The sequence below is a fragment of the Thalassospira marina genome (assembly GCF_002844375.1).
Taxonomy (GTDB): Bacteria; Pseudomonadota; Alphaproteobacteria; order Rhodospirillales; family Thalassospiraceae; genus Thalassospira; species Thalassospira marina.
In genome coordinates this window covers 4142183-4167261 of record NZ_CP024199.1, presented here as the reverse complement: position 1 = coordinate 4167261, position 25079 = coordinate 4142183, and the positions used below count along the sequence as shown (strand labels likewise).

22 protein-coding genes are annotated in these 25079 nt (G+C 50.7%); 4 read left to right on the top strand and 18 right to left on the bottom strand.

Annotated elements, in window-relative coordinates; genetic code table 11:
* Window positions 1–68: 68 nt before the first annotated feature.
* From CSC3H3_RS18925 to hutC, 12 genes are all read right to left on the bottom strand, one after another.
* Entirely contained in the window at window positions 69–707 is a 639-nt protein-coding gene (locus CSC3H3_RS18925) for a class I SAM-dependent methyltransferase (RefSeq protein ID WP_101285837.1), read from the bottom strand.
* Window positions 691–1647 carry a glycosyltransferase family 2 protein gene (locus tag CSC3H3_RS18920; protein ID WP_101285836.1) on the bottom strand — a complete coding sequence of 319 codons (957 nt, stop codon included), beginning with the start codon at window positions 1645–1647 and terminating at the stop codon, window positions 691–693. Before CSC3H3_RS18920 ends, CSC3H3_RS18925 begins: the two co-directional genes overlap by 17 nt.
* Complete coding sequence (locus CSC3H3_RS18915; RefSeq protein WP_101285835.1) at window positions 1644–2372, bottom strand: FkbM family methyltransferase; 729 nt, start codon at window positions 2370–2372, stop codon at window positions 1644–1646. The genes CSC3H3_RS18920 and CSC3H3_RS18915 overlap by 4 nt, the downstream gene beginning before the upstream one ends.
* Window positions 2373–2663: 291 nt before the next feature.
* On the bottom strand, window positions 2664–3434 hold the full coding sequence (locus tag CSC3H3_RS18910; RefSeq protein ID WP_101285834.1) for a class I SAM-dependent methyltransferase: 771 nt from the start codon (window positions 3432–3434) through the stop codon (window positions 2664–2666).
* A 95-nt stretch (window positions 3435–3529) separates the two neighbouring features.
* Entirely contained in the window at window positions 3530–4615 is a 1086-nt protein-coding gene (locus CSC3H3_RS18905) for a glycosyltransferase (protein WP_101285833.1), read from the bottom strand.
* On the bottom strand, window positions 4615–5982 hold the full coding sequence (locus tag CSC3H3_RS18900; protein WP_101285832.1) for a hypothetical protein: 1368 nt from the start codon (window positions 5980–5982) through the stop codon (window positions 4615–4617). The genes CSC3H3_RS18905 and CSC3H3_RS18900 overlap by 1 nt, the downstream gene beginning before the upstream one ends.
* Window positions 5969–7312 (bottom strand): lipopolysaccharide biosynthesis protein, encoded by a 1344-nt coding sequence (locus tag CSC3H3_RS18895; RefSeq protein WP_101285831.1) that lies wholly within the window; start codon window positions 7310–7312, stop codon window positions 5969–5971. Before CSC3H3_RS18895 ends, CSC3H3_RS18900 begins: the two co-directional genes overlap by 14 nt.
* The gene (locus tag CSC3H3_RS18890) at window positions 7309–8238 is read right to left on the bottom strand and encodes an FkbM family methyltransferase (RefSeq protein ID WP_101285830.1); all 930 of its coding nucleotides are present in this window, start codon (window positions 8236–8238) and stop codon (window positions 7309–7311) included. The genes CSC3H3_RS18895 and CSC3H3_RS18890 overlap by 4 nt, the downstream gene beginning before the upstream one ends.
* The gene (locus CSC3H3_RS18885; protein ID WP_101285829.1) at window positions 8231–9487 is read right to left on the bottom strand and encodes a WcaI family glycosyltransferase; all 1257 of its coding nucleotides are present in this window, start codon (window positions 9485–9487) and stop codon (window positions 8231–8233) included. The genes CSC3H3_RS18890 and CSC3H3_RS18885 overlap by 8 nt, the downstream gene beginning before the upstream one ends.
* 193 nt (window positions 9488–9680) lie before the next feature.
* Complete coding sequence (locus CSC3H3_RS18880) at window positions 9681–11069, bottom strand: undecaprenyl-phosphate glucose phosphotransferase (protein ID WP_157831956.1); 1389 nt, start codon at window positions 11067–11069, stop codon at window positions 9681–9683.
* 458 nt (window positions 11070–11527) lie between these two features.
* Window positions 11528–11986 carry a VanZ family protein gene (locus CSC3H3_RS18875; RefSeq protein WP_101285827.1) on the bottom strand — a complete coding sequence of 153 codons (459 nt, stop codon included), beginning with the start codon at window positions 11984–11986 and terminating at the stop codon, window positions 11528–11530.
* Window positions 11987–12147: 161 nt separating this feature from the next.
* Window positions 12148–12918 (bottom strand): histidine utilization transcriptional repressor HutC, encoded by a 771-nt coding sequence (gene hutC, locus CSC3H3_RS18870; RefSeq protein ID WP_157831955.1) that lies wholly within the window; start codon window positions 12916–12918, stop codon window positions 12148–12150.
* Between the two features lie 245 nt (window positions 12919–13163).
* On the opposite strand from hutC, the gene hutU reads away from it, so the two are divergent.
* The 3 genes from hutU (at window position 13164) to hutI (ending at window position 17744) form a co-directional block, all read left to right on the top strand.
* Window positions 13164–14837 carry a urocanate hydratase gene (gene hutU / locus CSC3H3_RS18865; protein WP_101285825.1) on the top strand — a complete coding sequence of 558 codons (1674 nt, stop codon included), beginning with the start codon at window positions 13164–13166 and terminating at the stop codon, window positions 14835–14837.
* Window positions 14837–16369: a histidine ammonia-lyase gene (gene hutH / locus CSC3H3_RS18860; protein WP_215907615.1), complete on the top strand. Its 1533-nt coding sequence runs from the start codon at window positions 14837–14839 to the stop codon at window positions 16367–16369. Before hutU ends, hutH begins: the two co-directional genes overlap by 1 nt.
* Before the next feature lie 103 nt (window positions 16370–16472).
* Window positions 16473–17744: an imidazolonepropionase gene (gene hutI, locus CSC3H3_RS18855; protein ID WP_101285823.1), complete on the top strand. Its 1272-nt coding sequence runs from the start codon at window positions 16473–16475 to the stop codon at window positions 17742–17744.
* A 61-nt stretch (window positions 17745–17805) separates the two neighbouring features.
* On the opposite strand, the gene CSC3H3_RS18850 is transcribed toward hutI, so the two are convergent.
* The 6 genes from CSC3H3_RS18850 to CSC3H3_RS18825 form a co-directional block, all read right to left on the bottom strand.
* Window positions 17806–18909 carry an AbrB family transcriptional regulator gene (locus CSC3H3_RS18850; protein ID WP_101285822.1) on the bottom strand — a complete coding sequence of 368 codons (1104 nt, stop codon included), beginning with the start codon at window positions 18907–18909 and terminating at the stop codon, window positions 17806–17808.
* Between the two features lie 163 nt (window positions 18910–19072).
* A complete protein-coding gene (locus tag CSC3H3_RS18845) occupies window positions 19073–20590 on the bottom strand; it encodes a tripartite tricarboxylate transporter permease (protein ID WP_101285818.1) in 1518 nt (505 codons plus the stop codon).
* Between the two features lies 1 nt (window position 20591).
* Window positions 20592–21023 carry a tripartite tricarboxylate transporter TctB family protein gene (locus CSC3H3_RS18840; RefSeq protein ID WP_101271814.1) on the bottom strand — a complete coding sequence of 144 codons (432 nt, stop codon included), beginning with the start codon at window positions 21021–21023 and terminating at the stop codon, window positions 20592–20594.
* Window positions 21024–21089: 66 nt separating this feature from the next.
* Entirely contained in the window at window positions 21090–22076 is a 987-nt protein-coding gene (locus CSC3H3_RS18835) for a Bug family tripartite tricarboxylate transporter substrate binding protein (RefSeq protein ID WP_215907528.1), read from the bottom strand.
* A gap of 29 nt (window positions 22077–22105) precedes the next feature.
* The gene (locus tag CSC3H3_RS18830) at window positions 22106–22918 is read right to left on the bottom strand and encodes a citryl-CoA lyase (protein ID WP_101285821.1); all 813 of its coding nucleotides are present in this window, start codon (window positions 22916–22918) and stop codon (window positions 22106–22108) included.
* On the bottom strand, window positions 22915–24111 hold the full coding sequence (locus CSC3H3_RS18825; protein WP_215907527.1) for a CaiB/BaiF CoA transferase family protein: 1197 nt from the start codon (window positions 24109–24111) through the stop codon (window positions 22915–22917). The genes CSC3H3_RS18830 and CSC3H3_RS18825 overlap by 4 nt, the downstream gene beginning before the upstream one ends.
* Before the next feature lie 272 nt (window positions 24112–24383).
* On the opposite strand from CSC3H3_RS18825, the gene CSC3H3_RS18820 reads away from it, so the two are divergent.
* On the top strand, window positions 24384–25079 hold the full coding sequence (locus CSC3H3_RS18820) for an IclR family transcriptional regulator (RefSeq protein ID WP_101285819.1): 696 nt from the start codon (window positions 24384–24386) through the stop codon (window positions 25077–25079).

The window sequence follows — 25079 nt, the reverse complement described above, 5'->3', positions numbered from 1 at the left end:
TTCTCATATTCTTGAAAAAATAGAGAATTTTTTGTGTAAGATATTAATTTTGATTCTTTGTGTGTTTTTTATTTATAGCAAACCGCTATCATGCTTTTGGCCAATGCAGGTATCCTCCCGACTCGGTGATATTTAATATCAGAAAATCCGGCCTCTTTCAGCAATTGGTCAAGTGTATTTATGGACCAGAACTTGATGTGACCATGATCCCATAAGGCAGTGAAGTGTTTATCAAATCTTCCCAGTAAGGCTATAGCGAGATTTTTCCAATAACCGTGGTATGGGGTGCTGATAATTGCGCAACCTTTTTCACTAACCAAATTGTGTAAAGTCTTAGCATAGATGCGCGGTGCATAGACATGCTCTACAACTTCGATGCTGACGACAATATCAAAAGTTCCATATTGTTTTGCTAGATCATCATAAGCGGAGCCTTGCGTCAATTTTAGGTGTGGGAATTCTTGGTTTGCGATCGAAATTCCTTCTTGGGAGGGGTCTACCCCGCAAACGTCATATCCAAGTTGAGAAAGCTGGTGTGTTAATGAACCATTGCCACATCCAAGGTCAAAAATTTTTAATTTATTTTTTTTCTTTGATGCGTGTTCGGAAATAATTTTATTAATAGCAGGTAAGATATAACTGTGAGAGTTTTCATGGGATGAGTTTTCCCATGTATATCCATCGATAGACTCAATATTTGTTGCCATTTTTAATATTATCCATGTTGGTTTCAAAAATTTTCAATCCTGTTCTTATTTTTAGTATTTCCTTTTTTTTATCTTTATCTTTGCATGAACGTAAGGCTAGATCCAACTCTTCTACCTTGGCACCAACAAGAAAGCGATACCACAGTCCTTGTAGACCGTGGTAAATTAGACCTTCTTTTCCGTCAAGGAAGCCTAATTGCCAAATGTAACGATAGATGAAATAGGCGATTGGTCCTATCCACAAGGGAAGACGATTATAGATTTTCTCTTTGATTTGACGTTTCCATGCCGCTTGCTGAGCAGATGTCTTTGCGGTGAGGGCTTCGTCTGGTGTGGTGAGACTATGGCGGCGGATTAAGACGTCTACTGCCTCGCGGGTAGCGTATTTGTTATGCTTGTCTGTAAAATAGGTGAGGTCATTGAGATTATGATCTGCAAAGCCGCCCGAGAAATGCACTGTCCTTCCTTCTTCAACGACAATATGCTCATCCATCCACCTCTGTTCGATCCGGCCTTTTCCTCGCCGAAAAAGGCGTAAAAGCCGCAGCGGATAACGTCCGCCATGACGAATAAAACGGCCTAAAAAAATGTGTTTTCTATCAAAACTAATGCCGGAAATATCCGCTGTAACATGGGGTAGTTCTGTTCGGATACGAGCAGCTAGATCTGGTTCGATAATCTCATCTGCATCGAGTCGTAAAATCCAGGATGCATTGGTGGAAATATGCTCTAATGCCCACTGGAATTGGTCTGCATAATTTTTAAATGGATGAGTAAGTATTTCTGCCCCGAATTTCTGGGAAATGGCACATGTGGAATCCGTGGAACCAGAATCAATTACATGTATCGAGTGGGCAACGGATGCCACGCTGTCCAGTGCGCGTGCCAGATGGATTTCTTCGTTATAGGTGAGGATGATTACTGCAATAGATGGGATCATGTGACTTGTCGCTCAAACAACGCGTCCGCATAAACAGGTTGACCCTGTTTGTCGGTGCTTAGATGGTAAATTGCTTTGAGAATAAAACCTTGTTGTTGCAAGTAGGCAATTAATTCTCCCGCGAGTACTTGGTTAGAATAAAGTTCTTGAAACGAAATCTCGGCATAAACGTGGTCGGCTTGTGCAAGTAACGTGGGCATTCCCTCTAGTACCGATTTCTCGTAGCCTTGTACATCTAGCTTGATGAGTAAAGGCTTGGGAAGGTTGATCCCGAATAGAGCGTCATCGCCACGGGTAACCTTAATGTTTTGTGTGCCAACCTCATTGGTTCCCGGAAATAGATGACTTTGGCGTGGTAAAATAGGTAATAAGGATGAGCTATCCTCGCGGCCTGAAATATGAATGACATTTATGCTCCCGTCATTACCGAGCGCGCAGTGGTGCAATATTATGTTGGATTTATCCTGGAACATGCGTGTAAAACATTGTGCCGGTCCCTTTAAAGGTTCGAAAGCGTGAATGATTGCGTGAGGAAACAGAGCGTGCGCGAATAACGAAAACTGTCCCTTGTTAGCACCAACATCGATAATGGTTTTTAAGTTAAGTGTCTCTAACGCAACACGGTGCTCGATTGTCGCCGCAACACCATGCCGCAATCCGTGCCGATAAATCGGGTTGGAGGCTAAGTGTATTGCTTTGAGAAAACGTCGAAAAATGGTTTTCATCTAGCTATGCTCAGTTGCTTATGTTTCATCATTTTGATAATACCGTGACGTCGGTTCTTAGTAATCCCCATAAGTAAATGATATTTTTACTTTTTGCATGTCTCGGCGCGAATGACGTTTATCTTCACAAAACTAATCATTTTGCATTGAGCCTACTTTTATCTTTTGTGTGAATTTTTTGTGTTTTAATTGGCTTCATGCGTTTCCCTTTTCTAATGCGGGTTTTAGGGGGCGTGTAATGATAATCTCTGTTGTATTGAAAAATCATTCTTTGCTGTGGAGAGAATGAAGTCAATTTTTTATTTTTTGTTGATTATCTGATGGTTTTTTCTGCATGAAAACTAAAATAATTGTTTTCATGCACTCTGGAGAAAATTTTTGCCATTTTTCTGTTGCCCAGAATAGCCAGTTTTTGTTCGCATGGTAAGCAGGTTGTGTAGAAACTCTGTATGTACAATTATGCCAATGATCTTTCTTGAATGCGGTGGATAAGGCGGAAAGAGTGTTCAATTTGTGGTGTTTCGGGAAGACATCAATTGTCTGTCTTTCTGGTTGAAGCCAGGGAAGAATTATATGCTCGAAAGCACCCAAAAAATTGACGCCAAGGCCTATAAGACCGAATTTATTCGGAGTTCGTGCACAGAACCACCCTCCCGGCTTTAATATTCGATACAGTTCAGAGCTAAAAGATGATATGTCGTCAATGTGCTCTAATACCCAGTCCGAAATTATGATGTCGAATTGGTTATCTTTAAAAGGATAGGGGGCATTAGGCTTGAGAACGATCGTTTCGTGCGCAAACATATTTTCTGTGACGATTGGGTCAATGTCTGCAGCGATCAGATGCTGGCAATGTTCGTATAGATTCATGAACTTCCAGCGAAACTGGCTCTTGGAAGCCATTTCTAAATTTGGGCCGCGTCCTGCACCTAAATCAAGTATAACAGCATTTTTAGGTAGAATAGCATGGATGCGTAGATAAAAAGCCATATTGGAGTCATCATTTGCGTATCCTCCTGCGCCCAACTCTGGCCGCCATTTATGGATGTCAAATTTTTTCATTTCTATTTATTCCATTATTTGGCTATATGATCAGGATATTTTTGCGGAAACTATATTAAAATTGAAAGAGATAAGTTTTCGCAAGAGAAAAAATTTCATTCTATTGAGTCTTCTGAGCGATTAATTATTTCTAGAATTTTCTCGCCGAGGGGAGGGGTGTTAAGGTTCCAATATGATTTTTGAGCCGATGTAGAAATTTCATGAATTTTATGCGTTGGCATGAGCCATATTTCCTTCAGCTTTTCGGATAAATTTCCAGGGGAAAATAAAAATCCATTTATTCCTTCTTGAATATAATGAGGCTCTGGACCCATATGTCGATGCATTTGGTCGTGGACAATTGGAGGAAGAGATAACCCAAAATAGTGCACAATGGAGAGCCCCGCGTCTCCAGGATAACAACCAACTCTACACTGACGACTAATTTCTGCTATTTTTGAATCTTCAAAAATATTTCCATGCCAAATTATCCAATTTTTATTAGAATATTTTTTGCGATAAAAGCTTTCCAGTTCACCTGTTCCAATGACGTGAGCTGTTATCTCTTGTCCATTTGAACGAAGATCTGAAATGGCATTTAATAAGATTTCCAAGCGGCATCTTTCACGCAGTCGTCCGATAAAAAGTATTCCTGTTTCCGTTCCTGTTTTTTCTTTAGGGACTACGATGGATTTTAAGTTTAGAGAGTTATTGGCAACGGCTAGTTTTTGTTTTGAACATCCTATGTCGATGAGAGTTTTCCGAGCTGCGTCATTATAGCATATATATGTAGTAGATAAATTTACTAATGTTTTAAAAAGTATTCGATGGATTAAGCGTGGGTAGAGGACACGATAAGCTCCTTGCCCGTGTAAATATAACTTTACGCCTGATAGGCGGCAGCGGAAGAGTAGCAACCAAAGGGAGACTAAACGAATATTTGCATCAATTAAAATTCCATCTATTTCACGGAGTGACATTAAGTCGACGTGCGGTTGAAATAATAACCGATGGTTGCATATTGATAGGCGTTTTGAATTAATATATTTGTGTGCTGGTAGTTCACCTCTGGTATTGTATCCTAGGCTATCTTCAGGGTTCAAGTCGGCCATGATTGTAAGACGAAATTTTTTGGCTAGAGCAAGAATAACAGGTTCGCGATACAGCGTAATAAATGATTGTATGTAGATAAATTTTTTCATTATAGAAACTGTCCTTTATCGTGCGATCTGTTGTTTTTTTTTGAATAAATTGATGCAAGTAATTTTCTATCTATCCACATAATGGCAACTAAAATCAACATGTAAATTATGAAATCTGACATGGGGAATCGAATAATTGCAATTCCAAACAAAAACATTGTAAATTGATAGCTTAAGGAGTTATGGTAAAGAGGCGAAAATAACTTGTCGACGAAAAACAGTGTAATAGGGAGTGCAATCAAGGATATTACGCCAAAGTTTGCATAGAACTCTCCAAAAATTGTTGTTACTAGACTTAATGTAGATATATTTGGAGCCATAAATTGTGCCATGATGACGGTGATGGTTTCTGGCTTGTTTTCCCAAAAAGAGCGAGGGACCCAAAATACGAAAATTTTTCCAATAGTTTCACCCCATAGTAATGGGGTTGTTGTTCCAAAGTTTTTTACTATTCCGTAATAAACATTCACGTTCGCGGATTCCACAATTCCTTGAAAGAAATCTCTTTGTTTAAATCCCTCTAATGTCATCTGCTGCAGGGAGAAGTTTATTCCAGAGTTGATGCCGGATAATATTCCTGAGACGGAAAAATCAGAGTAAGTGTGCATATATACACGAATCCATTTGAAAATGCTCATTGCAAACCCAAAGGGAATTGCGGCAATTACTCCAATAAGAATTAAAAAATATCTTCTTCTTATGATAAGAACGATAAGGATTTCTGCGGCTATAAATAGAAGAAATATTCTATTTCCCGTGGTGTATAATGTGGTTAATGAAATGAATATGCAAAGGCCTAGCGTGGATTTTGTCGATAGTGCTCCCGATAGGTGTTCTGACATAATTCGTGCAATTGTTATAATTCTTAAGGCAGACACTGTAAAAGAAAAAAGAACGGCGCTTTGTCCGTATTGACTGTAAAATTCATTCCTGGATCGGTACCAGTGTTCTCCTCCACCTATCAAACCGGATGCAGCAAAGAATAATAATTCACTTAAAATGTATATGAACACCCAAGAGCGTAGTGATAACGTATTTTTTTCATTTTCTGATTCTTGAAAATGTTTTTTTTTCGAGGCGCGAAATACATAGGGGGTGACGGAAATGATAGGGAGTAGCATCCAAAAAATAGTTTCTGCACCTTTGTTCCATTCAAGAATTGGGATGCTGGTCAACATCGTTGCTTGTAAATCAAGAGTTAATTCCCCATTTAAAGCTGCGATCCATAGAGGAAATAATAAAAAAAACAACACGCCAAGTGTTATGCCCAAAGAAAATGTTGGGCCATATTTGCGGATTCTACTGAAAAATAACCAGACATAAAAAAACGTAAGAAAAATTAGGATAATGAGGTTAATGGCTGACATGAATTGAACCTATTAGTTTTGACCGAGAAGCCACGGTTCCCACCATTCCTGCCTCAACTAATGCCATACCCCAAGCAGAAGTGAGACCTTTATCCCAAGGCGAGACAACGAGAACAGAGATAAGTAAGGTCGCTGCGATAAGGTAGTGGTATGAGAAGAGGCCCTGCTGATTCAAAGAGAGGAGAGGTGTTGCCAGGGCTCCCCAAACAGCGTTTAACGTGGCTGCAAGAGCAAGCCCGATAAAGAGCATCCGTCCAGCGTTCAGCTGGTTATGAGAGATAAGCCGCAGCAAATCGGTACCAAATAGGCAAAGAAATAGGGCGAAAGGCAGTGTAATAGACAGCGCTGTCAGGACATTTAGACCGGCGAGACGGTTGGACAGCAGAAAATTTTTTGCGGTGAGGGCGCGTGTCAATTCCGGCAGGCTGGCGCGCGACAGAAGACTGGAGAGTTGGAGGGGCGCGCGGCTCAAGAAGCGAGCAGCACCAAAGATCGCCACTGTGCTGGTGCCTGCCACCCAGCCCAGAATTACAATTATACTTTGCAGCATGAGAGCGTCGGCGACGACGAGGCAGAAGGCGGCAAGGGAAGGCCTGAAGAGAGTTTTAAATTGGTCCCAAGTAGCAGCACGCCAGCCAAGAGCAAACCATGGCTCATGACGCCGGAGGATGCGATAGAAAATCAACCATGCTACTAACCGTATACCGAGCATAGCCAGAGAAAGCTCCAAAATAGCACCATTGCTTATGGCCACGATGACCATCGCGATTCCCTCGACGGGAACGACTAAGCCATTGAGAAATGTACCTAGAGCATATTTGTGGGTCGCCTGATATAATCCTTGCAGCAGACGCATTTGCACAGAAACGATGGCATAAAGTGTCATTGAAACTATTGCGAATGCGAGCGATACACCTTCGAAACGGTTCGCATTCGGTGTCGCATTGATTGCAATATGAGTGGCATATCCTATCGCCAGCATCGCACACGTCCCGGTTAGTCCGGTCATGAACACCCACGCGCTATGATAAGTGGCATGTGCGCCTTGCGGATCGTCGTTTGCAATCCGTCTGGTCATTTCGACGCTTGCGGTTGTCCCCAAGCCAACATCACTTAAATTCAGATAAGTCGGGATGGTAATTAACATTAGCCAAACGCCATATCCATCCGCCCCCCAATAAGCGGTCAAAACTGGAATTGCCAAGAGTTGCGCTAACAACACCCAGATTTTTCCCAGTAAGTTGGCTGCTACCCCTTTTACTAATCGTTTTGTCACGACACCTCGTCGCAAACGCAGAATAAGAGGATATTGGAAGGTCTTTCCAATCATATAGATGTTCCATTGGCCAGACAAAACTTCGGTGCGGCTGCAACACGCTCCAGGATCGCTTGTTTATGTGTTAATTTACAGAAAATCGTATTACCTTCCCCTATATGGGCATTTTGGAAATCTCTCGTGAAGGGGTCATATGAGAAAGGAAAAAAACCGTTTTTTGCCATTAGATCTAAAATGTCTTGATCTTCTAGTCCGTATCTATTGTTGTTACCGTTCATTTCAAGGATGACGGCAATAAGCTTATCTGATTTTAAGGCAGATTCAGCACCTTTGAGCACAAGGCCTTCAAATCCTTCAACATCGATTTTGATCATTGTGGCGGCTTGGTCTTTTAACAATGTATCCAGAGTAATAACTGGTACCGTAATCGTTTGAGTTGGTATATCTTTATCTTTTTCTGAGAGATCTTTTGGTACAACGTGATTCGTTGTGTCTAAATCTGCAGTAAAAACAAGTTCTCCTTCCTGATCTGCCAATCCGATACAATGTGCTACAACATGTGTATTTGTGAGAAGATTGACAGCAATCGTCTTTCTTAGTTGGTTAAATGTGAATGGTATAGGTTCAATTGAGATAACATTCGCTCCAGTGTGACTGGCCAGAATTGTATAAGAGCCGACGTTTGCACCAACATCTACGAAAAGGTCTCCTATGCGTAGAGAATGTAGTACAAATGCCATTTCTTTATGTTCGTGCAAACCACAATAATAATTTCCTGTTGCTCCAGTCATGCCATTGGATACCAGAAGAACTTTGTTATCTACAAACGGAAGTACAACTTCTCTTTTGAGTATTCGAGACCCTATTTGCCACTTTATAAATCGGATGATTGTTTTCGCCCGACCATGCTGAGTTAGAGGGTGGTTCCATAGCCAAAAAATAAACCTTCCCTGTTGTATCAGTCTTTTCGCGCTAGACATCCATAAAATCTCTCGTTTTCGGGCTTTCAGAGTTCTTACAATGCAACTCTTTCTCCCATTCTGCTAATATTCCTAGTCCGTTCCAGCGTACTTCAGCACGGGTTCGGGCGTTTTTTGCGTAAGACGCGTGGAGCGAGGGGCAGTCTGCCAGTTTTGCAATGGCCTCAGCGAATGCTGTGGGATTGTCTGGCTCGGTTACAATCCCACAATCTGCCACTTCTAATGCAAGGCCGCTGTCAGCAGGTGTGCTTGCTACTACCGGCCTACCCGAAGACAACATATTGGTTAGTTTGGAGGGTAATACCAAATCAGCTGCATCTTTTATTTGGGGCATTAAGTGGATGGTGGCTAGGTTGAGCAGTTCACCTAGGCGTTCTTTCGGCTGAAGATCAAAAAAGTGTATATTAGGAAGGTTTAATGCCAGTGACTCAAGAGCTGCGCGATTTGGTCCCTCCCCACAAATGACAAAGGTGAGGTCTTGGCGTGCTACCAACATACGAGCAGCTTCGATGATTATCTCTATGCCTTGTTTGTTGCCAATATTTCCGGAATAGAGTGCGACATGAGGTGTTTTGATCCCCCATTCGGCGAGATAAGGCGATGGAGTTTCGAGAGGGTACACTGCAGTGATGTCCGCCCAGTTACGAAACTCTCGGATACGCTCAGGCTTAACGCCCTTTTCTGCCAGTTTAAGGCACATTTGCGGTGATATAGTACTTACCCGTCGGAAAGCTTTAAGCATTCTCTGTTCGAACCAGCGCGCAGAGCGCGCTGCAAGACCATGTTTGGCTAACAGCTCAGTCGCAAATGCTGCCTCAATCTCGAAGTCTTGGATGTGTAACCAGCTTTTACTACCACTGATCCATGCAGCAAGGAGTGCCACGGGAGCCGAGAGGAGTGACGGAGCAATGGTGATGACCCAGTGTGGCCGAAGATGTATTGTCTTATATAGCGTAGGTACAAGGCAGGAGATGGCAAAACTTGCATGATGTAGAATACGTAACCTTCCACTAGGCCGTGCCGGTATGTAATGAGGGCAGTGGGTAACGTGGACACCTTCTTCAGTTCGTTTTTTCCATAGAATGGCTCGGTGGTCATTCATAATATGCCATCCTGGATAATAAGGCTGCCCTGTCACTACATGTACCTCATGGCCCATTTCAACAAGATGAGCGGCCATGCCGCTGGTGTAGACCGCTATACCAACCTTTTCAGGTGCATAATTAAGACCAAGAATCATGATCTTCATGCATGTTCCTCTTTGTCATACGCAAGTATGCAAGCGTAGACCGCAGCTATTTTCTGTATCAAGTCAACGTTTTATTTTGCATTTGGAAGATATTGAAGCAAAATTAACCATCGCATGCACGTATACTTACTGACCTCAAAATGTGTATTTTTATTCAGTACGTGCATAAAATTTTTTACAACAGTCTTTATTGTCAATAAGCATTCCGATGAACAAACCCGTTCACCAAGGTCATAAACATAATCCGGATATCCAGCCATGGGGACCAGTTCTGGATGTAGAACATATCGTGTAGCACCCGTTGCCGCATTTTTTCGTCGGTGTCGGTTTCGCCGCGCCAGCCATTGACCTGGGCCCAGCCAGTGATGCCGGGTTTTACCCGGTGGCGGGCGAAATAGCCGTCGATGCGGGTGCGGTAAAGCTCGTTATGCGCCGTAGCATGGGGGCGCGGGCCGACCAGTGACATATCGCCGCGCAGCACGTTAAACAGCTGCGGCAGCTCGTCCAGGCTGGTTTTACGCAGGAATGCGCCCAGCGCCGTGATGCGCGGGTCGTTCCGGCGCGCCTGTTGTACTTTTTCCGGGGTGTCGGTCATTTTATCCACATACATGGAGCGAAACTTCATCACCCGGATTGTCTCGCCATTAAAGCCATGACGCAACTGGGCAAACAGTATAGGTCCGCGGCTGGTGAGTTTAACGGCAAGTGCAATTGCCAGCATAATGGGCGACAGGAGCAACAGGGCAACAGCACCAAGAAGAATGTCCTCCAGGCGCTTTACCCACCATCCCCGTTCGCCAAAGGGTCGCATGGCCCGGCGCAAAAAGGGAAGCCCGGCCAAAATAACCCATTCGCTGGCAACATCGCCCGTCTGGCCTTCATTAAGGTCCGAAATCTCGACCAGATCCGATGAGATCGCGCCAATATCATCAAGGATATCAGCATAGCGGATTTTGTCGTTGGAATTAACCGCCATCACCACAATGTCGGGCTTTGCTGAGCGCATTTCCAAAAGGGCGTCGCGCAGGCTGCCGCCAGCCTGTTCGTCCTGCACAATCCGGTGATTATGGACAATAGTAAAACTGTGGCTCTCGGCGCGGGCTCGCAATTGCGAAATGATCAACGGTTCAGGTGCGCTGGAAATGAGCGCCACACGCGGCCGGAAATGGCCAGCAATGCCTTTGCGCCGCAGCCAGACAAACACACCTATCCGTAAGGCGATCAAAAGCGCCGTGCCGGTCAGAAGTGAATAACCGGTCCAGAGGCGGGAGAAATCTTCGGAAACTTTGGCGAAATAGGCAAATACCAGCAGCAAGGCATAGGTCCCAAGCTGGGCCGTCAAAAGCCGGAAAAGGCCGATCTGCATGGTTTCGGGGTTAAGGGTTTGATAGCCCCGCACCATGACCATCACCATCAGATAGACAAGTGGCGCCATAAAGGTGGGAACCAGAAATCCGTCGGGCGGGAAAAAGGTATCAAACCGCAGGAGAGAGGCCACAATCGCGCCCAGCAGCAGAACGACAACATCGCCCAGCGCAAAAAGGTCGCGTAAAATCGCCTGATTTCTGCTGTGTGTTAACACCCAGCAACCCCCTGTCCCTATGCCGCAATTCACCGGGTGTAATACCCGGTCTAATCGCCGCTTTATCATCCCTTGATGCAATTTGCACCGGGTTGCCTTCTACCAAAGCAACCGATCGTTCTATTACTCCAGCGTCCCAATACTGGTCGAACGTATAATCCCTCTTAACGCCTTGCCTAACAAGCTGGCAAGCCAAATGGAACTGTCCAAAGGAATAGCCAGGGATAGAATGTGATTATCTTCGCACGTGAAGCGGCTTAACAACGCCCGGCGGTATCGCTGAAGTTGTTGAAAAACGGTGTTTAATTTTGAATTGTACAAATTTCGTAGCAAATAACTGCATCAGAAAATTTTAATATTTCCTGCTGCACTGCAAATTGAATTCTGACCATCGGGACAGGAAAGGCGGGCTGCAGGCGACCAACGGTCACTTGCGATTCCGCACGATGCGTTAATCCCTAGCCGATCCGGCGCGCAAACCACGCAATAACAGCCCCCAGCGCAACGCCACACAGGCTGGCCGTCATATCAGCGAGAGAGGCAATGCGGCCATTGCCAAAATGGGCCTGCATAAGCTCCAGCCCCGGCGCGCCCAGCACAACGATGAAAACCAGAAACATGCTGATCTTGCGTCGGCCACACACCATGATCGGCCAGAAGGCCATGGCGGCAAAAACGCCAACATGGACAAATTTGTCGAGATTGTTTTTGTCAGGTACGGCAAAGCGCCGTTCAATCCCGGCATAGCCAATCGCAACCAGCCCCAAAACCCACAACAGCAGCAACAATATACGAAAACGAAATAACAGGCCCTTTAACCCGGCCATAAAGCCGGATTTCGGGGCATTGGTGTTATCAGCCGTCAGGTCTGTTTCCCGCAGGATCTGGTCAGAAGAATGTGCGGAATTATCAGACATAAGGCTTCCATTTATGGGGGCAGAACGATGGCACCGTGTGAAGTGCGTTTGCAGGCATATCCATGATGATGCCGCGATAGCCACAAGCAATATCGCAGGTTTTGCAAACCGACAACCATATGTGTGCAGTGCACCCCCCGACGGGCGCGGATAAGGATAGCTTAGCCGTCGCTGGGATGTTGGGGGGCGAAATGCCCGCCAAGCTGATAGCTTTCGCCAGGATGAATGAACTTTGCCACGGTAATGGGTGTGCCATGAAACCAGGTGCGCCGGTGCAAAACAAGGCAGGGCGCGCCATGCGCAATATCAAGGCGCTTTGCCGTGGCATTGTCGGCGGCAATCGCCTCGATCAAATGCTGGGCATCGGAATAGGGCGCATTTTCCAAAAGCCAGGCGGCTGCGGTAATATCGCGAAACTCCTGCCGGGCAAAGGCCGGGGCGGCAGCAAGGTTGACCCAGCGATCCTCGATCTGGACAGGCTGGCCTTCTTCCCGATGCAGGCAGATAAAATGGCTGAGCTTCGCACCTGGCGTCATACCGAACTGGGTCGCCAGCGTGGTATCGGCCTCAATCGTGTCAAAGGTGATGATTTCGCTGTCATGGCGATGGCCCCTGGCGCGAATATCGCGGTCAATCGCCCGAATTTCCAGAATGGGAGATTGGGCCTTGCGATCGGCAACATAGGTGCCTGCACCACGGGTGCGGGTTAAAACCCCTTCGGCGACCAGTTCGCGAAGCGCGCGGTTCACCGTCATGCGCGATGCCTGAAAAACCTCGACCAGTTCCATTTCAGTCGGGATCTGCTGCCCTGCAATCCAGTGCCCGGAAATAACATTGCGCGCCAGCACACGCTTGATCTGGTCATAAAGCGGGCCGTTGCCATCAAGGGCAAGGTTGGCATCCGGAAGTGTCGCGGGCAAATCTTGGGTCAAGGAGCAGGCCTTTTTCGTCGGGTTTAATGTTTGCATCATCGCGAAACTTGCGGGCGGATCAAGCAGCAAAGCACGATTCCGCTAAATGTATAGATATTTTTGAGCAGATTTGTGCCGGTCTTTCAATGCATCGGGCAAGAATATACCGAAAATCAGCCATTTTTTAAGGATGAATGTTTTTCTTGCCAAGCTTGCAAAATGCGATCTATAAATTTGTATATACATATCGCATCAGGAGAGGGTTCATGTCCCAGCAAAATCGAATTGCCAATGACCGCGTCATTCGCGCACCCCATGGCAGCGAACTGACCTGCAAGAACTGGCTGTCAGAAGCAGCGCTTCGTATGTTGCGCAATAACCTGGACCCGGACGTGGCCGAAAAGCCCGAGGAACTGGTGGTTTATGGCGGTATTGGCCGTGCGGCCCGCAATTGGGACTGTTTTGATGCGATTGAACGCAGCCTGAAGGACCTGGAAGCAGATCAGACCCTGCTGGTACAGTCCGGCAAACCGGTCGGTGTTTTTCAGACCCATGAAAATGCCCCGCGTGTACTGATCGCCAATTCAAACTTGGTGCCGCACTGGGCCAACTGGGAACATTTCAACGAACTGGACCGTAAAGGCCTGATGATGTACGGCCAGATGACGGCCGGCTCCTGGATCTATATTGGCAGCCAGGGCATTGTTCAGGGCACCTATGAAACCTTTGTCGAAATGGGCCGTCAGTCCTATGGCGGGGATTTGAAGGGCAAATGGATTTTGACCGGCGGCCTTGGCGGCATGGGGGGCGCACAGCCCCTGGCATCAACCATGGCGGGCGCCTCGATGATTGCAGTGGAATGCCGCCCGTCACGCATCGATTTCCGCCTGCGCACCGGTTATGTCGATACCAAAGCCGATAGCATCGACGAAGCCCTGGCAATTGTCGAAAAAGCCCATGCCGAAGGGCGCGCGGTTTCGGTTGGGCTTTTGGGCAATGCTGCCGAAATTTACCCGGAAATGGTGCGCCGGGGCATTCGCCCCGATGCCGTAACCGACCAGACCAGCGCGCATGACCCGCTTAATGGTTATCTGCCAGCAGGCTGGAGCCTGGATGAATGGGACGCCAAACGGGAAACTGATCCGCAGGCCGTTGTCAGGGTTGCGAAAGAATCCATGGCCGAACAGGTCAAGGCGATGCTGGCCTTTGCCGAAATGGGCATCCCCACCTTTGATTACGGCAATAATATCCGCCAGATGGCCAAGGAAGTTGGCGTTGATAACGCATTTGATTTCCCCGGTTTTGTACCGGCCTATATCCGCCCGCTTTTCTGCCGGGGTGTGGGGCCGTTCCGCTGGGCGGCTTTGTCAGGTGATCCCGAGGATATCTATAAAACCGATGCCAAGGTGAAGGAAATCATCGCCGATGACCCGCACCTCCATAACTGGCTGGACATGGCCCGCGAACGTATCCAGTTCCAGGGGCTGCCGGCACGTATCTGCTGGGTCGGCCTGGGGCTGCGCCACAAGCTGGGGCTGGCCTTTAACGAAATGGTGCGTAATGGTGAATTGAAGGCCCCCGTCGTGATCGGCCGTGACCACCTTGATAGCGGTTCCGTCGCATCCCCCAACCGCGAAACCGAAGCCATGAAAGACGGGTCCGATGCGGTGTCGGATTGGCCGCTTTTGAACGCGCTGCTTAATACTGCGGGCGGGGCAACCTGGGTCAGCCTGCATCATGGTGGTGGTGTTGGCATGGGCTTTTCGCAGCATTCCGGCGTCGTCATTGTTGCTGATGGTACCGATGAAGCCGCCGCCCGCCTTGGCCGCGTTTTGTGGAACGACCCGGCAACCGGCGTCATGCGCCATGCCGATGCCGGCTATGACATTGCAATCGACTGTGCCCGTGAACAGGGCCTCAACCTGCCGATGGTGAAATAATCATGGAAACGATCAAGCTTGTACCGGGCGAATTGACTCTGGCCCAATTGCGCAAAATTGCCGCTGGCAATGTGCACATCGATATTGACGATACCTGTCGTGAACGGGTTGCCATTGCAGCTGGCACGGTGGAAGAAGTGCTGAAACGCGGTAAAAGCGTTTATGGCATCAATACCGGCTTTGGCCTGATGGCGAAAACCCGCATCGATGAAGACAGCCTGCGTGATCTGCAGCGTAATCTGGTGCTGTCGCATTGCACCGGCACCGGCGATCCGCTGCCTGATGCAGTTGTACGTCTGATTTTGGCGCTTAAGGTCACAAGCCTTGCCGCAGGCCATTCTGGCGTGCGCCCGTTGGTGATTGATACCCTGATCGCCCTGTTTAACCACGGTATTTATCCGCTGATCCCGGCCAAAGGGTCTGTCGGGGCATCGGGCGATCTGGCACCGCTGGCACATATGAGCCTGTCGCTGATTGGTGAAGGTGATGTTCGCCATGAGGGCACTGCTATTTCGGCAACGGCTGGTCTGGCAAAGGCCGGGGTGGATGCCGTAACCCTTGCCCCGAAAGAAGGCCTTGCCCTTTTGAACGGCACACAGGTTTCAACCGCCCTTGCCATTTCCGGCCTGTTTGCCATCGAGGATAACTTTGCATCGGCCGTTCTGGCCGGTTCGGTTTCGGTGGATGCCGCCAAGGGCAGCGATACCCCGTTTGATGACCGCATTCACAAGCTGCGCCGTCAGCCGGGCCAGATTGCCGTTGCCGCAAAATACCGCGAATTGCTGGCAGATTCCGAAATTCGCCGTTCCCACGCCGATTGCGACCGTGTGCAGGACCCGTATTCATTGCGCTGCCAGCCCCAGGTGATGGGGGCGTGCCTTGATCAGATCAATCACGCCGCTGCCATTCTGGAACGCGAAGCCAATGCCGTAACCGATAACCCGCTTATTTTCCCCGATCAGGGCGATATTCTGTCAGGCGGTAACTTCCATGCCGAACCGGTGGCTTTTGCGGCCGATATTCTGGCGATTGCGGCATCGGAAATCGGCGCCATTTCCGAACGGCGTATTGCCCTGCTGATTGACCCGGCGATGGTTGATCTGCCAGCATTTCTGGTGGAAAATGGCGGGCTTAATTCCGGCTTCATGATTGCACAGGTCACGGCGGCTGCTTTGGCATCGGAAAACAAAACGCTGGCCCACCCGGCCTCCATCGACAGCCTGCCAACATCAGCCAACCAGGAAGACCATGTATCCATGGCAACCTTTGCCGGGCGTCGCCTGGCCGATATTGCCGATAACGTAAATGGTATTCTGGCAATCGAAATGCTGGCCGCCTGCCAGGCCATTGAATTTCGCCGTCCGATGACGTCCAGCGATGCGCTGGAAAAGGTCATTGCCTCGGTACGCGAAGTGGCCCCCTTCTATGACAAGGACCGCTATTTCGCGCCCGATATCGCCGCGGTCAAAGCCCTTATGAAATCATCGGCCATTCATGGTTATGTCGATGATCTTCTGCCCAGCTTTGCCTGAACATAAAACTTTCCCGGTCTGCCAAACGGTCTGGCGGGCCGGGAAAGTGCCCAACGCATGACTGACTGCGCCATTGACGTTGCCGCGTGAATGGCGCATGTTTATGTATATACATATAAATTGCCAGAACAGGGATAAAGCCATGTGGGATCATATCTGGATCAACGGTCAGTTTGCGACCATGAACCCGGCCATCGACCAGCCCTATGGCACCATCAAAAATGGTGCGATTGCGATCAAGGATGGCAAGATCGCCTGGATTGGTGCGATGGTTGATCTGGCAGGTGAACCGGCAACACTTGCAGACAAAGTAAGCGACCTTGCCGGTGCCTGGGTGACACCGGGACTGGTTGATTGCCACACCCACCTTGTTTATGGCGGCAACCGTGCCGATGAATTTGAAAAACGTCTGAATGGCGTCAGTTACGAAGAAATCGCCCGCGCGGGCGGTGGTATCCGGTCCTCGGTAACGGCGACCCGTGCGGCAAGTGAAGACGAACTGGTAACAAAGGCACAAAAGCGGCTGGGCAATTTGCTGCGTGAAGGTGTCACCACGATTGAAATCAAATCGGGTTATGGCCTGCGCACCGAAGACGAAGCCAAAATGTTACGCGCTGCGCGTCGCCTTGGCCGGGAAAATGATCTTGATGTGGTGACGACATTTTTGGGTGCCCATGCCCTGCCGCCCGAATTTGCCAATGATGCCGATGGCTATATCGATCTTGTTTGCAACGATATGCTGCCAGCCATTGCGGCCGAAGGGCTGGCCGATGCGGTGGATGCTTTTTGTGAAAATATCGCGTTTAACACCGCGCAAACCCGCCGTGTGTTTGATGCCGCGCGCAAGCTGAACCTGCCGGTAAAACTGCATGCCGAACAGTTAAGCGACCAGAAAGGCAGCATCCTTGCGGCTGATTACAGCGCCCTTTCAACCGATCATCTGGAATATCTGGGCGAAGATGGCGTGGTTGCGATGGCAAAGGCCGGCGTGACGGCGGTATTGCTGCCCGGTGCGTTTTACTGCCTGCGCGAAACCAAATTGCCGCCGATTGACCTTTTGCGTCAGCATGGCGTGACCATCGCCATTGCGACCGATAGCAACCCCGGTACATCACCAGCCTTATCGCTGCTTTTGATGGCAAATATGGCCTGTACCCTGTTTCGCATGACCCCGGAAGAAGCCCTTGCTGGCATTACCCGCAATGGTGCACGTGCCCTTGGCCGCGGTGACAGCCACGGAACCCTGGAAGCTGGCAAGGTTGCCGATTTTGTCGTGTGGGATATCGATAGCCCGGCGGAACTGTCCTATGCCATTGGCGGTAACCCGTGCCAGTTGGTGGTGCGACGGGGCCGCGAACGCGCATTGGCAGCCTGATAAACGGCCATTTCAGTGAACAGATAAAAACCGGCGCGATGGAGTTTCGCGCCGGTTTGTTTTAATCGCTGTTTTGCAGGGTTTTGCGCAAATGCCGGTTTTGCAACCATTTCGCCAGCATGGGCGCGAACAGCACGATTTCAAAAATTCGAACGATATGGTGAAAGGCGACAAAGCTGGGTTCGATATTCAGGGCCAGCGCAATAAGCGACATTTCCGCCACCCCGCCCGGTGCAAAGGCCAGCAGCACCGCCATAAAATTCAGATCCAGCCAGACCGATACGCCATAGGATACCAGGCCGGTAAACCCCAAAATGACGATGGTTGCCAAAATGGCATAGCCCGAAAGCCGGATCAGGAATGACAGCTTAACACCGGCAAAGCGGCTGCCAATGGCAGAACCAAGAATAAGCAGGCTGCCATCCATCAGCCATTCGGGCAAATTGCCTTCGACCACGCCACTGATATGCAATGTCGCACTGGCAAGCATTGCGCCCGTCATTTCGGCGGCAGGAACACGCAAACGGCGAAAAACCAGAATGGTCACCAGGGCGCAGGCGGCGGTCAGCAGGCCTTCATTCAATGTCATGATCACGGCATCGCCATCGCCGTGGCTGTTGGCAACCACGCCGGTAATCATCAAGACAATCATGGGCGCGGACATAACCAGCAGCAAAACCCGCAACCCCTGCGTCAGGGCGATTTCCTGTTCATTCCCGCCTGATGCCGCGCCTAAAACCACCATCGGGGTCAACCCGCCCGGTGTTGCGGAAAAAAGGGCGGTGGCCGGGTCCAGACGGGCGATTTTGGCATAAAACCACGTTACAATCGCGGTAATGACCGGCACATAAAGTAGAACGGCAATCATGCTGGCAGGCCAGCGTGCCGCATGGTCAAAGGTGTCGGGGGTAAAGGACCCACCCAGAAACACACCAATCACCCCCAGAATAACGGCGCGAAATTTCATCGGGATCGCCATGGGCAGGCGCATCAGGGCGACAATAAAGGTTGCCAGCATTGGCCCCATCATCCAGGCCAGCGGCATGGCGATGTAATCGGCGGCCAGCCCGCCCAGCAGGCCAATAAACAGGGCCGTAAACAAAAGCCGGAAAAATCGGGGTGTCAGACCAGCCAGAAAGTCATCAAACCGGGAATTTGCGGGCATGGTTTACCTTGTGCTGTATCGGGCCATGAATGGGGCGGTGTGGTTGTGGTGCGGATCAATCATATGGTTTATGGGCGGTGGCATATGATTCTGGCAATTGCAAATTTGACGCAATCCTGAAAAAGGCCAGGATCACCGCCCTGATCCTGGCCTTTTGAAATGCTTACGGCGCAACAGTCGGGTCTTTTTTGGGCCGCAGGAAACGACCAACCACGAAAGGTGCAATAAAGCCGGCAATGGCGAGAACCCAGATGGCAATCGTCAGCCACGATCCCCACAGGATATTGACATCTCCATTGGAAATCTCCAGCGCACGGCGCAGGTTCTTTTCCATCTCATTGCCCAGCAGAATGCCCAGAATGATCGGCACTGTCGGGATGTTGAGCTTGCGCAGCACATAACCGATCACCCCGAAAATGATCATCATCAGAAGATCAAAGGTCGATCCCGAAATGCCGTAAATGCCGACAAACGAAATCATGGTGACGGCAGGCATCAGATATTTGCTCGGAACCCGCAGCACGCGCACAAACAGGCCGACCAGCGGAATGTTCAGGCACAGCAGCATGATATTGCCGATAAACAAGGCGGCAATCAGGCCCCAGACCACATCGGGACGCTGGGTAAACAGAAGCGGACCGGGCGTGATGTTCAGGGCCATCAGCATGGCCAGCAGAACCGCCGTGGTCCCCGAACCGGGAACACCCAGGGCCAGCATCGGCACCAGTGCACCACCGGCTGCGGCATTGTTGCCCGCTTCCGGTGCGGCAACTCCGCGCGGGTCCCCGGTACCAAAGGTGCCTTTTTTATCGCTGATCTTTTTTTCCACCGTGTAGGACACAAAAGAACCAAGCGATGCACCCGCACCAGGCAGAACACCGGCGAGAAAGCCGATAATGGTGCTGCGGCCCATGGTGCCCGCTGTGTCTTTAAGCATCGAGAACGGTGCCGTGACACGGGCAAGCTTCTGGTTGGCTTCGCTGGGTGCGGCACCGGCCTTGTGTTCAAGGAACAGCAGAACTTCGGAAATCGCAAACAGACCAACAATCGCCACCAGGAAGTCGATGCCTTCATAAAGGTGGATATTGTTAAAGGTCATGCGCGGCACACCGGTCTGGTGGTCAACACCGACCATGGCAATACCCAGACCGATCATGGCGGCAATCACCGCCTTGGCCTGGTTTTGCGAGGCAATCCCGCCCAGGGTGGCAAAAGCCAGCGAGAACAGGGCAAAATATTCAGCCGGACCAAACAGCAGGGCGACCTTCACAAGCTGGGGTGCAAGGAACACCAGACCCCAGGTGGCAAAAAACGCACCCACGAAGGAGGCAATGCCCGACAGGGCAAGGGCTTCGCCCGCCTGCCCCTTCTTGGCCATGGGATAACCATCAAGGGTGGTCATCAGGGCCGGTTCGTCACCGGGAATATTCAGCAGGATCGAAGAAATACGCCCGCCATACATGGCCCCGTAATAAACCGAGGTCAGCAGGATCAGGGCGGGTGTCGCAGGCAGGCCCAGCGTAAAGGCAACCGGGATCAGAATGGCGACACCGTTGGACGGGCCCAGACCGGGCAGGGCGCCAATGATGGTGCCAAGGAAACAGCCGACCAGGGCGAGTGCCAGATTCTGGAATGTCAGGGCGACGGCAAAACCATCGGCGAGTTGAGAGAATACATCCATGTCAGAACCCCCAGGGCCCGCGGGCCAGCGAGAGTTGAAGAACAAGGTGGAACACCACGTAAATGCCCACGGAAATCGACACACCTGCAATGGCGGCCGACAGGGGCTTTGCGCCCAGACGCCAGCTTAGAATGCCCGATGTGATGGCGGTCGAAAGCACGAAACCGGCAATCGGCAGGGCATAGGTGTAGGCCACCATGACGGCAACGGCGAAGACGATTTCCACCAGACGTCCGATACCGGGCCAGTCCGGGTCGGGATCGGGCTTGATGATCGGGAAGATGGCGGCGATTGCCAGCAGACTACCAATCAGGATGGGGAAGAATTTAGGCCCCAGATAATCGGTAATGAAGCTGGTCTGAATCTGGGTCGCCATGAAAATATAGAATGCAGATAGCAACAGGCATGCGACGCCCAGGGCTCTGTCACTCATGGCACATCTCCAAAATGACGAGAGCGCCGCACCCCTGAGGGATGCGGCGCCCTGGAAGGGCGGAAATTACTTGATCAGACCGATTTCGCGGCTGAGATCCTGGGTAGAGGAGATCTGGTCGGCCACGAATTTTTCGAAGTCGGGGCCGAATTTTTCGAGCGGCATCAGGCCATTATTGGCCATAACGCTTTTCCATTCGTCGCTGGCATAGGTGTCTTTAATGGCCTTGACCCAGTAGTCATAGGCTTCGTCGCTCATGCCTTTGGGGGCATAGAACCCACGCCAGTTGGCACCAATGGCATCAATGCCCTGTTCTTTTGCGGTCGGGAATTTGTTGAATTCCTCGCCCGGCAGGCGGTCTTCGGAAAGAACGGCAAGGATTTTCAGGTCGCCGGAATCAACAAAGCCCTTGGCTTCGGAGATGTCGCCGGTGAAAACCTGAACGTGACCACCCAGAAGCTGGGTTACGGCTTCCCCGCCGCCTTCAAAGGCGATGTATTTGATTTTACGGATATCTTCGATCCCGGCGGCTTTGGCAGCCAGCAGAACTTTCAGATGGTCCCAGCCGCCAACAGCGGACCCACCGGCAAATGCCAGCGAAGACGGGTCAGCTTTGACCTTGGAAAACAGCTCGGGCAGGGTGTTGATGTCGGAATCTTTTTTAACCGCAATCACACCGTAGTCTGCACCGATGGTGCCAACCCAGCGAACCTGGTCCATGGTCGAACCCGGGAATGCACCCTGGGCCAGACGGGTGGTGGTCGCCGACGAAGCAGCAACGATCAGGTCGTTGTCTTCGTTGCGCTTGGAAACGACTTCGGCATAGGCAACACCGCCTGAACCGCCAGCCATGTTGACAACCTGCATCGGGCTGCCGATGGTTTTAAGGTCATAAAGGGTTTTACCGATCTGGCGGCAGGTGAAGTCCCAGCCACCACCGGCATTTGCCGGGGCAATGCATTCAGGCTGTTCGGGTTCGAATGCCTGTGCAGCCGAAGAAACGATGACCATTGATGCGGCAATCGCAAAAGCTTTAATCAAGGAACGCGTCACTGATACCTCCCATTATTGGTGTGACTTGACTATTGATTGTCTTTTGGGGCAATGCGCCCCGGTACACGCGGCGGGCCGTCATAGGTCCACCGGTAGGATGGGGGAGTCGGACCTTTGTTCCGTCCTCCCTGGCCCATTTGCTCCCAGGCGTGCGAAATGACACCCACACTGCGAGACAAACAGAAAAGACCACGCGCAAGCGGGGCGGGAAAGCCAAGCTCGGCATAGATAACGGCCGTGGCACCATCGATATTCATGGGCACGGCTTTGCCTTTGGTTTCGGCAAGGGTACGTTCAATGGCGCGGCCAATGGCGGCAAAGCGGCCTGAAACAACACCTTTTGCGGCGGCTTCATCAACCAGGCCCAACAGGCGCGGTGAACGCGGATCGACCGGTTTGTGAAAACGGTGCCCAAAACCGGGAATGAATTTTGTCCGTTTTTCCTGCCACCGGGCGAGGATCTCGGCGGTATGTTCTGGTCCGCCGGCAGCATCGATCATGTGATAAAGTTCGACGGCCTGTTCACCGGCACCGCCATGAACATCATCCAGAAAATTGACAGCCGATGCCATGGCACCATTAAGGGGCAGACCACAGGTTACCGCCATGCGGGCCGCCGCAATGGACGGGGCCTGCGGGCCATGGTCAACTGCGGCAACAAGGGCAGCCTGAAACAGGGCTGCCTGGTTTTCATCGGGCAGGTCGCCGCGTGTCATCAGCCAGATCATTTGCGGGAAACTGACATTGCCAATCAGTTCTTCAACCGGATATCCCCGGAAACTGATTTTGCCGGGTTCCATTTCAATGATGGATGTGCGCCACCAATCGGAAACGTCGCTCATAACGTTCCTTCCTTTTTCAATTTCGCAAGGGCTTCATCATCGATGCCCAGCGAGTGGTAAATTTCATCATTATGCTGGCCCAGACCGGGGGGCGGGGTTGCCACATCGGGGGCTTCACCGTCGATTTTAAAACCGGTCCGAACGATGGTGATGTCGCGATCCACACCGGGTGTGTCGCTAAAGGTTGCCAGCATGCCGCGATCGGCAATTTGCGGATGGGCCAAAATTTCCGGCACGCTAAAGACCGCCCCGGCAGGCACGCCAATTTCATTAAGCTCGCGCGCCCAGTCCCGGGCGGGGCGGGTGCGCAGCGATTTTTCCAGATCAAGCTTCAATGCCGCGCGGTTTGCCTTGCGGTCTTCGCGGGTGGCATATTGTGGCTGGGTTAACAGTTCCTCGCGGCCAAGATGGCGGGCAAGGGCTTCCCATTGTTCGTCCTTGTTGGCCGCAATATTCAAGGGGTTATCTGCGGTTTCAAAGGTGCCGGACGGTGCGGAAGTCAGGTTTTCATTGCCATTGGCCGTGGGTTCGATCCCACCGATCAGATAATTCGATACCGCCCACCCCATGGTGGCAATGGTGGCCTCAAGCATGGAAACATCAATGAATGTTCCGCGTTCCGGGGCATTCAGCGCCCCGGCAATGGCAAGGGCGGCCGTCAGCCCGCCAATGGTATCGGCAATCGGGTAACCGGCGCGCAAAGGCGCACTTTGGTCATCGCCGGTAATGGACATGACACCCGATGCGCCCTGGATGATCTGGTCATAGGCGGGGCGATGCAGCCACGGTCCCGCCTGGCCAAAGCCGGAAATGGCACAATAAATCAGCCTGGGGTTCACGTCGCGCAGGGTTTCATAACCCAGTTCCAGGCGGTCCATAACACCGGGGCGGAAATTTTCAACCAGCACATCGGCGGTTTCAACCAGCCGCTTTAAAAGCTTTTTGCCTTCCGGGTGTTTAAGATTCAGCGTCACGGATTTCTTGCCGGCATTTTGTGCCAGAAAGGAAATGCCCATGTTCTTTTTGCTTAATTCGGGGTCAGCCCCCAATTGCCGGGCAAGATCGCCCCGGCCTGGTGCTTCAACCTTGATGACCTCGGCCCCCATATGGGCAAGCTGATGGCAGCAAAATGGTCCGGCCAGAACATTGGTCAGGTCAAGGACACGAATGCCCTGTAGCGGTCGTTGCATCATTTTCCTCCGGCAGTATGTCGAAACGCGGGTGCAATGGGAAAAATCGTCACGCGTTCTGACTGGGGAGGAAGCCGCGCCAGACCACCGGAATATGCGTGCCCGCATCGCCCGCTTTGCGAGGGACGGTGGCATCCGGCATCTTGACAGGGCAGACAGGCTTGCCCATTGATTCCTCCCAACTGGTCTATTGTTCTGTTTGTTGGAATTTGATTCTATTTAGCAGAATGGTATTCTGTGGTCCAGAACGAAATTCTATTTAGTGGAACGGTGTTATGTCTGACGAAAAGGGGGTCGATGCAGTAGAACGGGCCTTAAGCCTGCTTGACTGCTTTGACGGACATTCTGAAACCCTGGGATTGGCCGAGCTTTCCAAGCGCACGGGCTTTTACAAAAGCACGATCCTGCGGCTGGCGGTATCGCTGGAAAAATTCGGCTATATCCGCCGGCAGGCCGATGGCCAGTTCCGGCTTGGGGCTACTGTCTGGCGGCTGGGTTCCCTGTATCGGCGCGGGTTTAATCTGGGCGATATCATCCGCCCGGAACTTAAAATTCTGGCTGATGAAATTGGCGAAACGGCCTCGTTTTACGTCCGCGAGGGTGAAAGCCGCGTGTGCCTGTTTCGCAGTGAACCGATGCGCGCCATTCGCCATAATGTAAATGAAGGGGCGCAATTTCCCCTAACAGCAGGGGCCAGCGCCCGGGTTTTGATGGCCTGGTCAAAGGACAGCCCTGAAAGCGGAAACGAAGCTGCCATTCGCGAGGCTGGCTATGCCGTTTCAAAGGGCGAACGTGATTCCGAGGTGGCGGCGGTTGCCGTGCCGGTTTTCTGGAATGATGGCGCAATTGCCGGGGCGGTTTCGGTTTCGGGCCTGATCACCCGGTTTGACGATGCCCTGATTGCCAAATGCGCGACGGCCCTGAAGGAATCGGTTCAGCGGCTGGATCGCGGCGGGGCGCTGGTGCGTTAA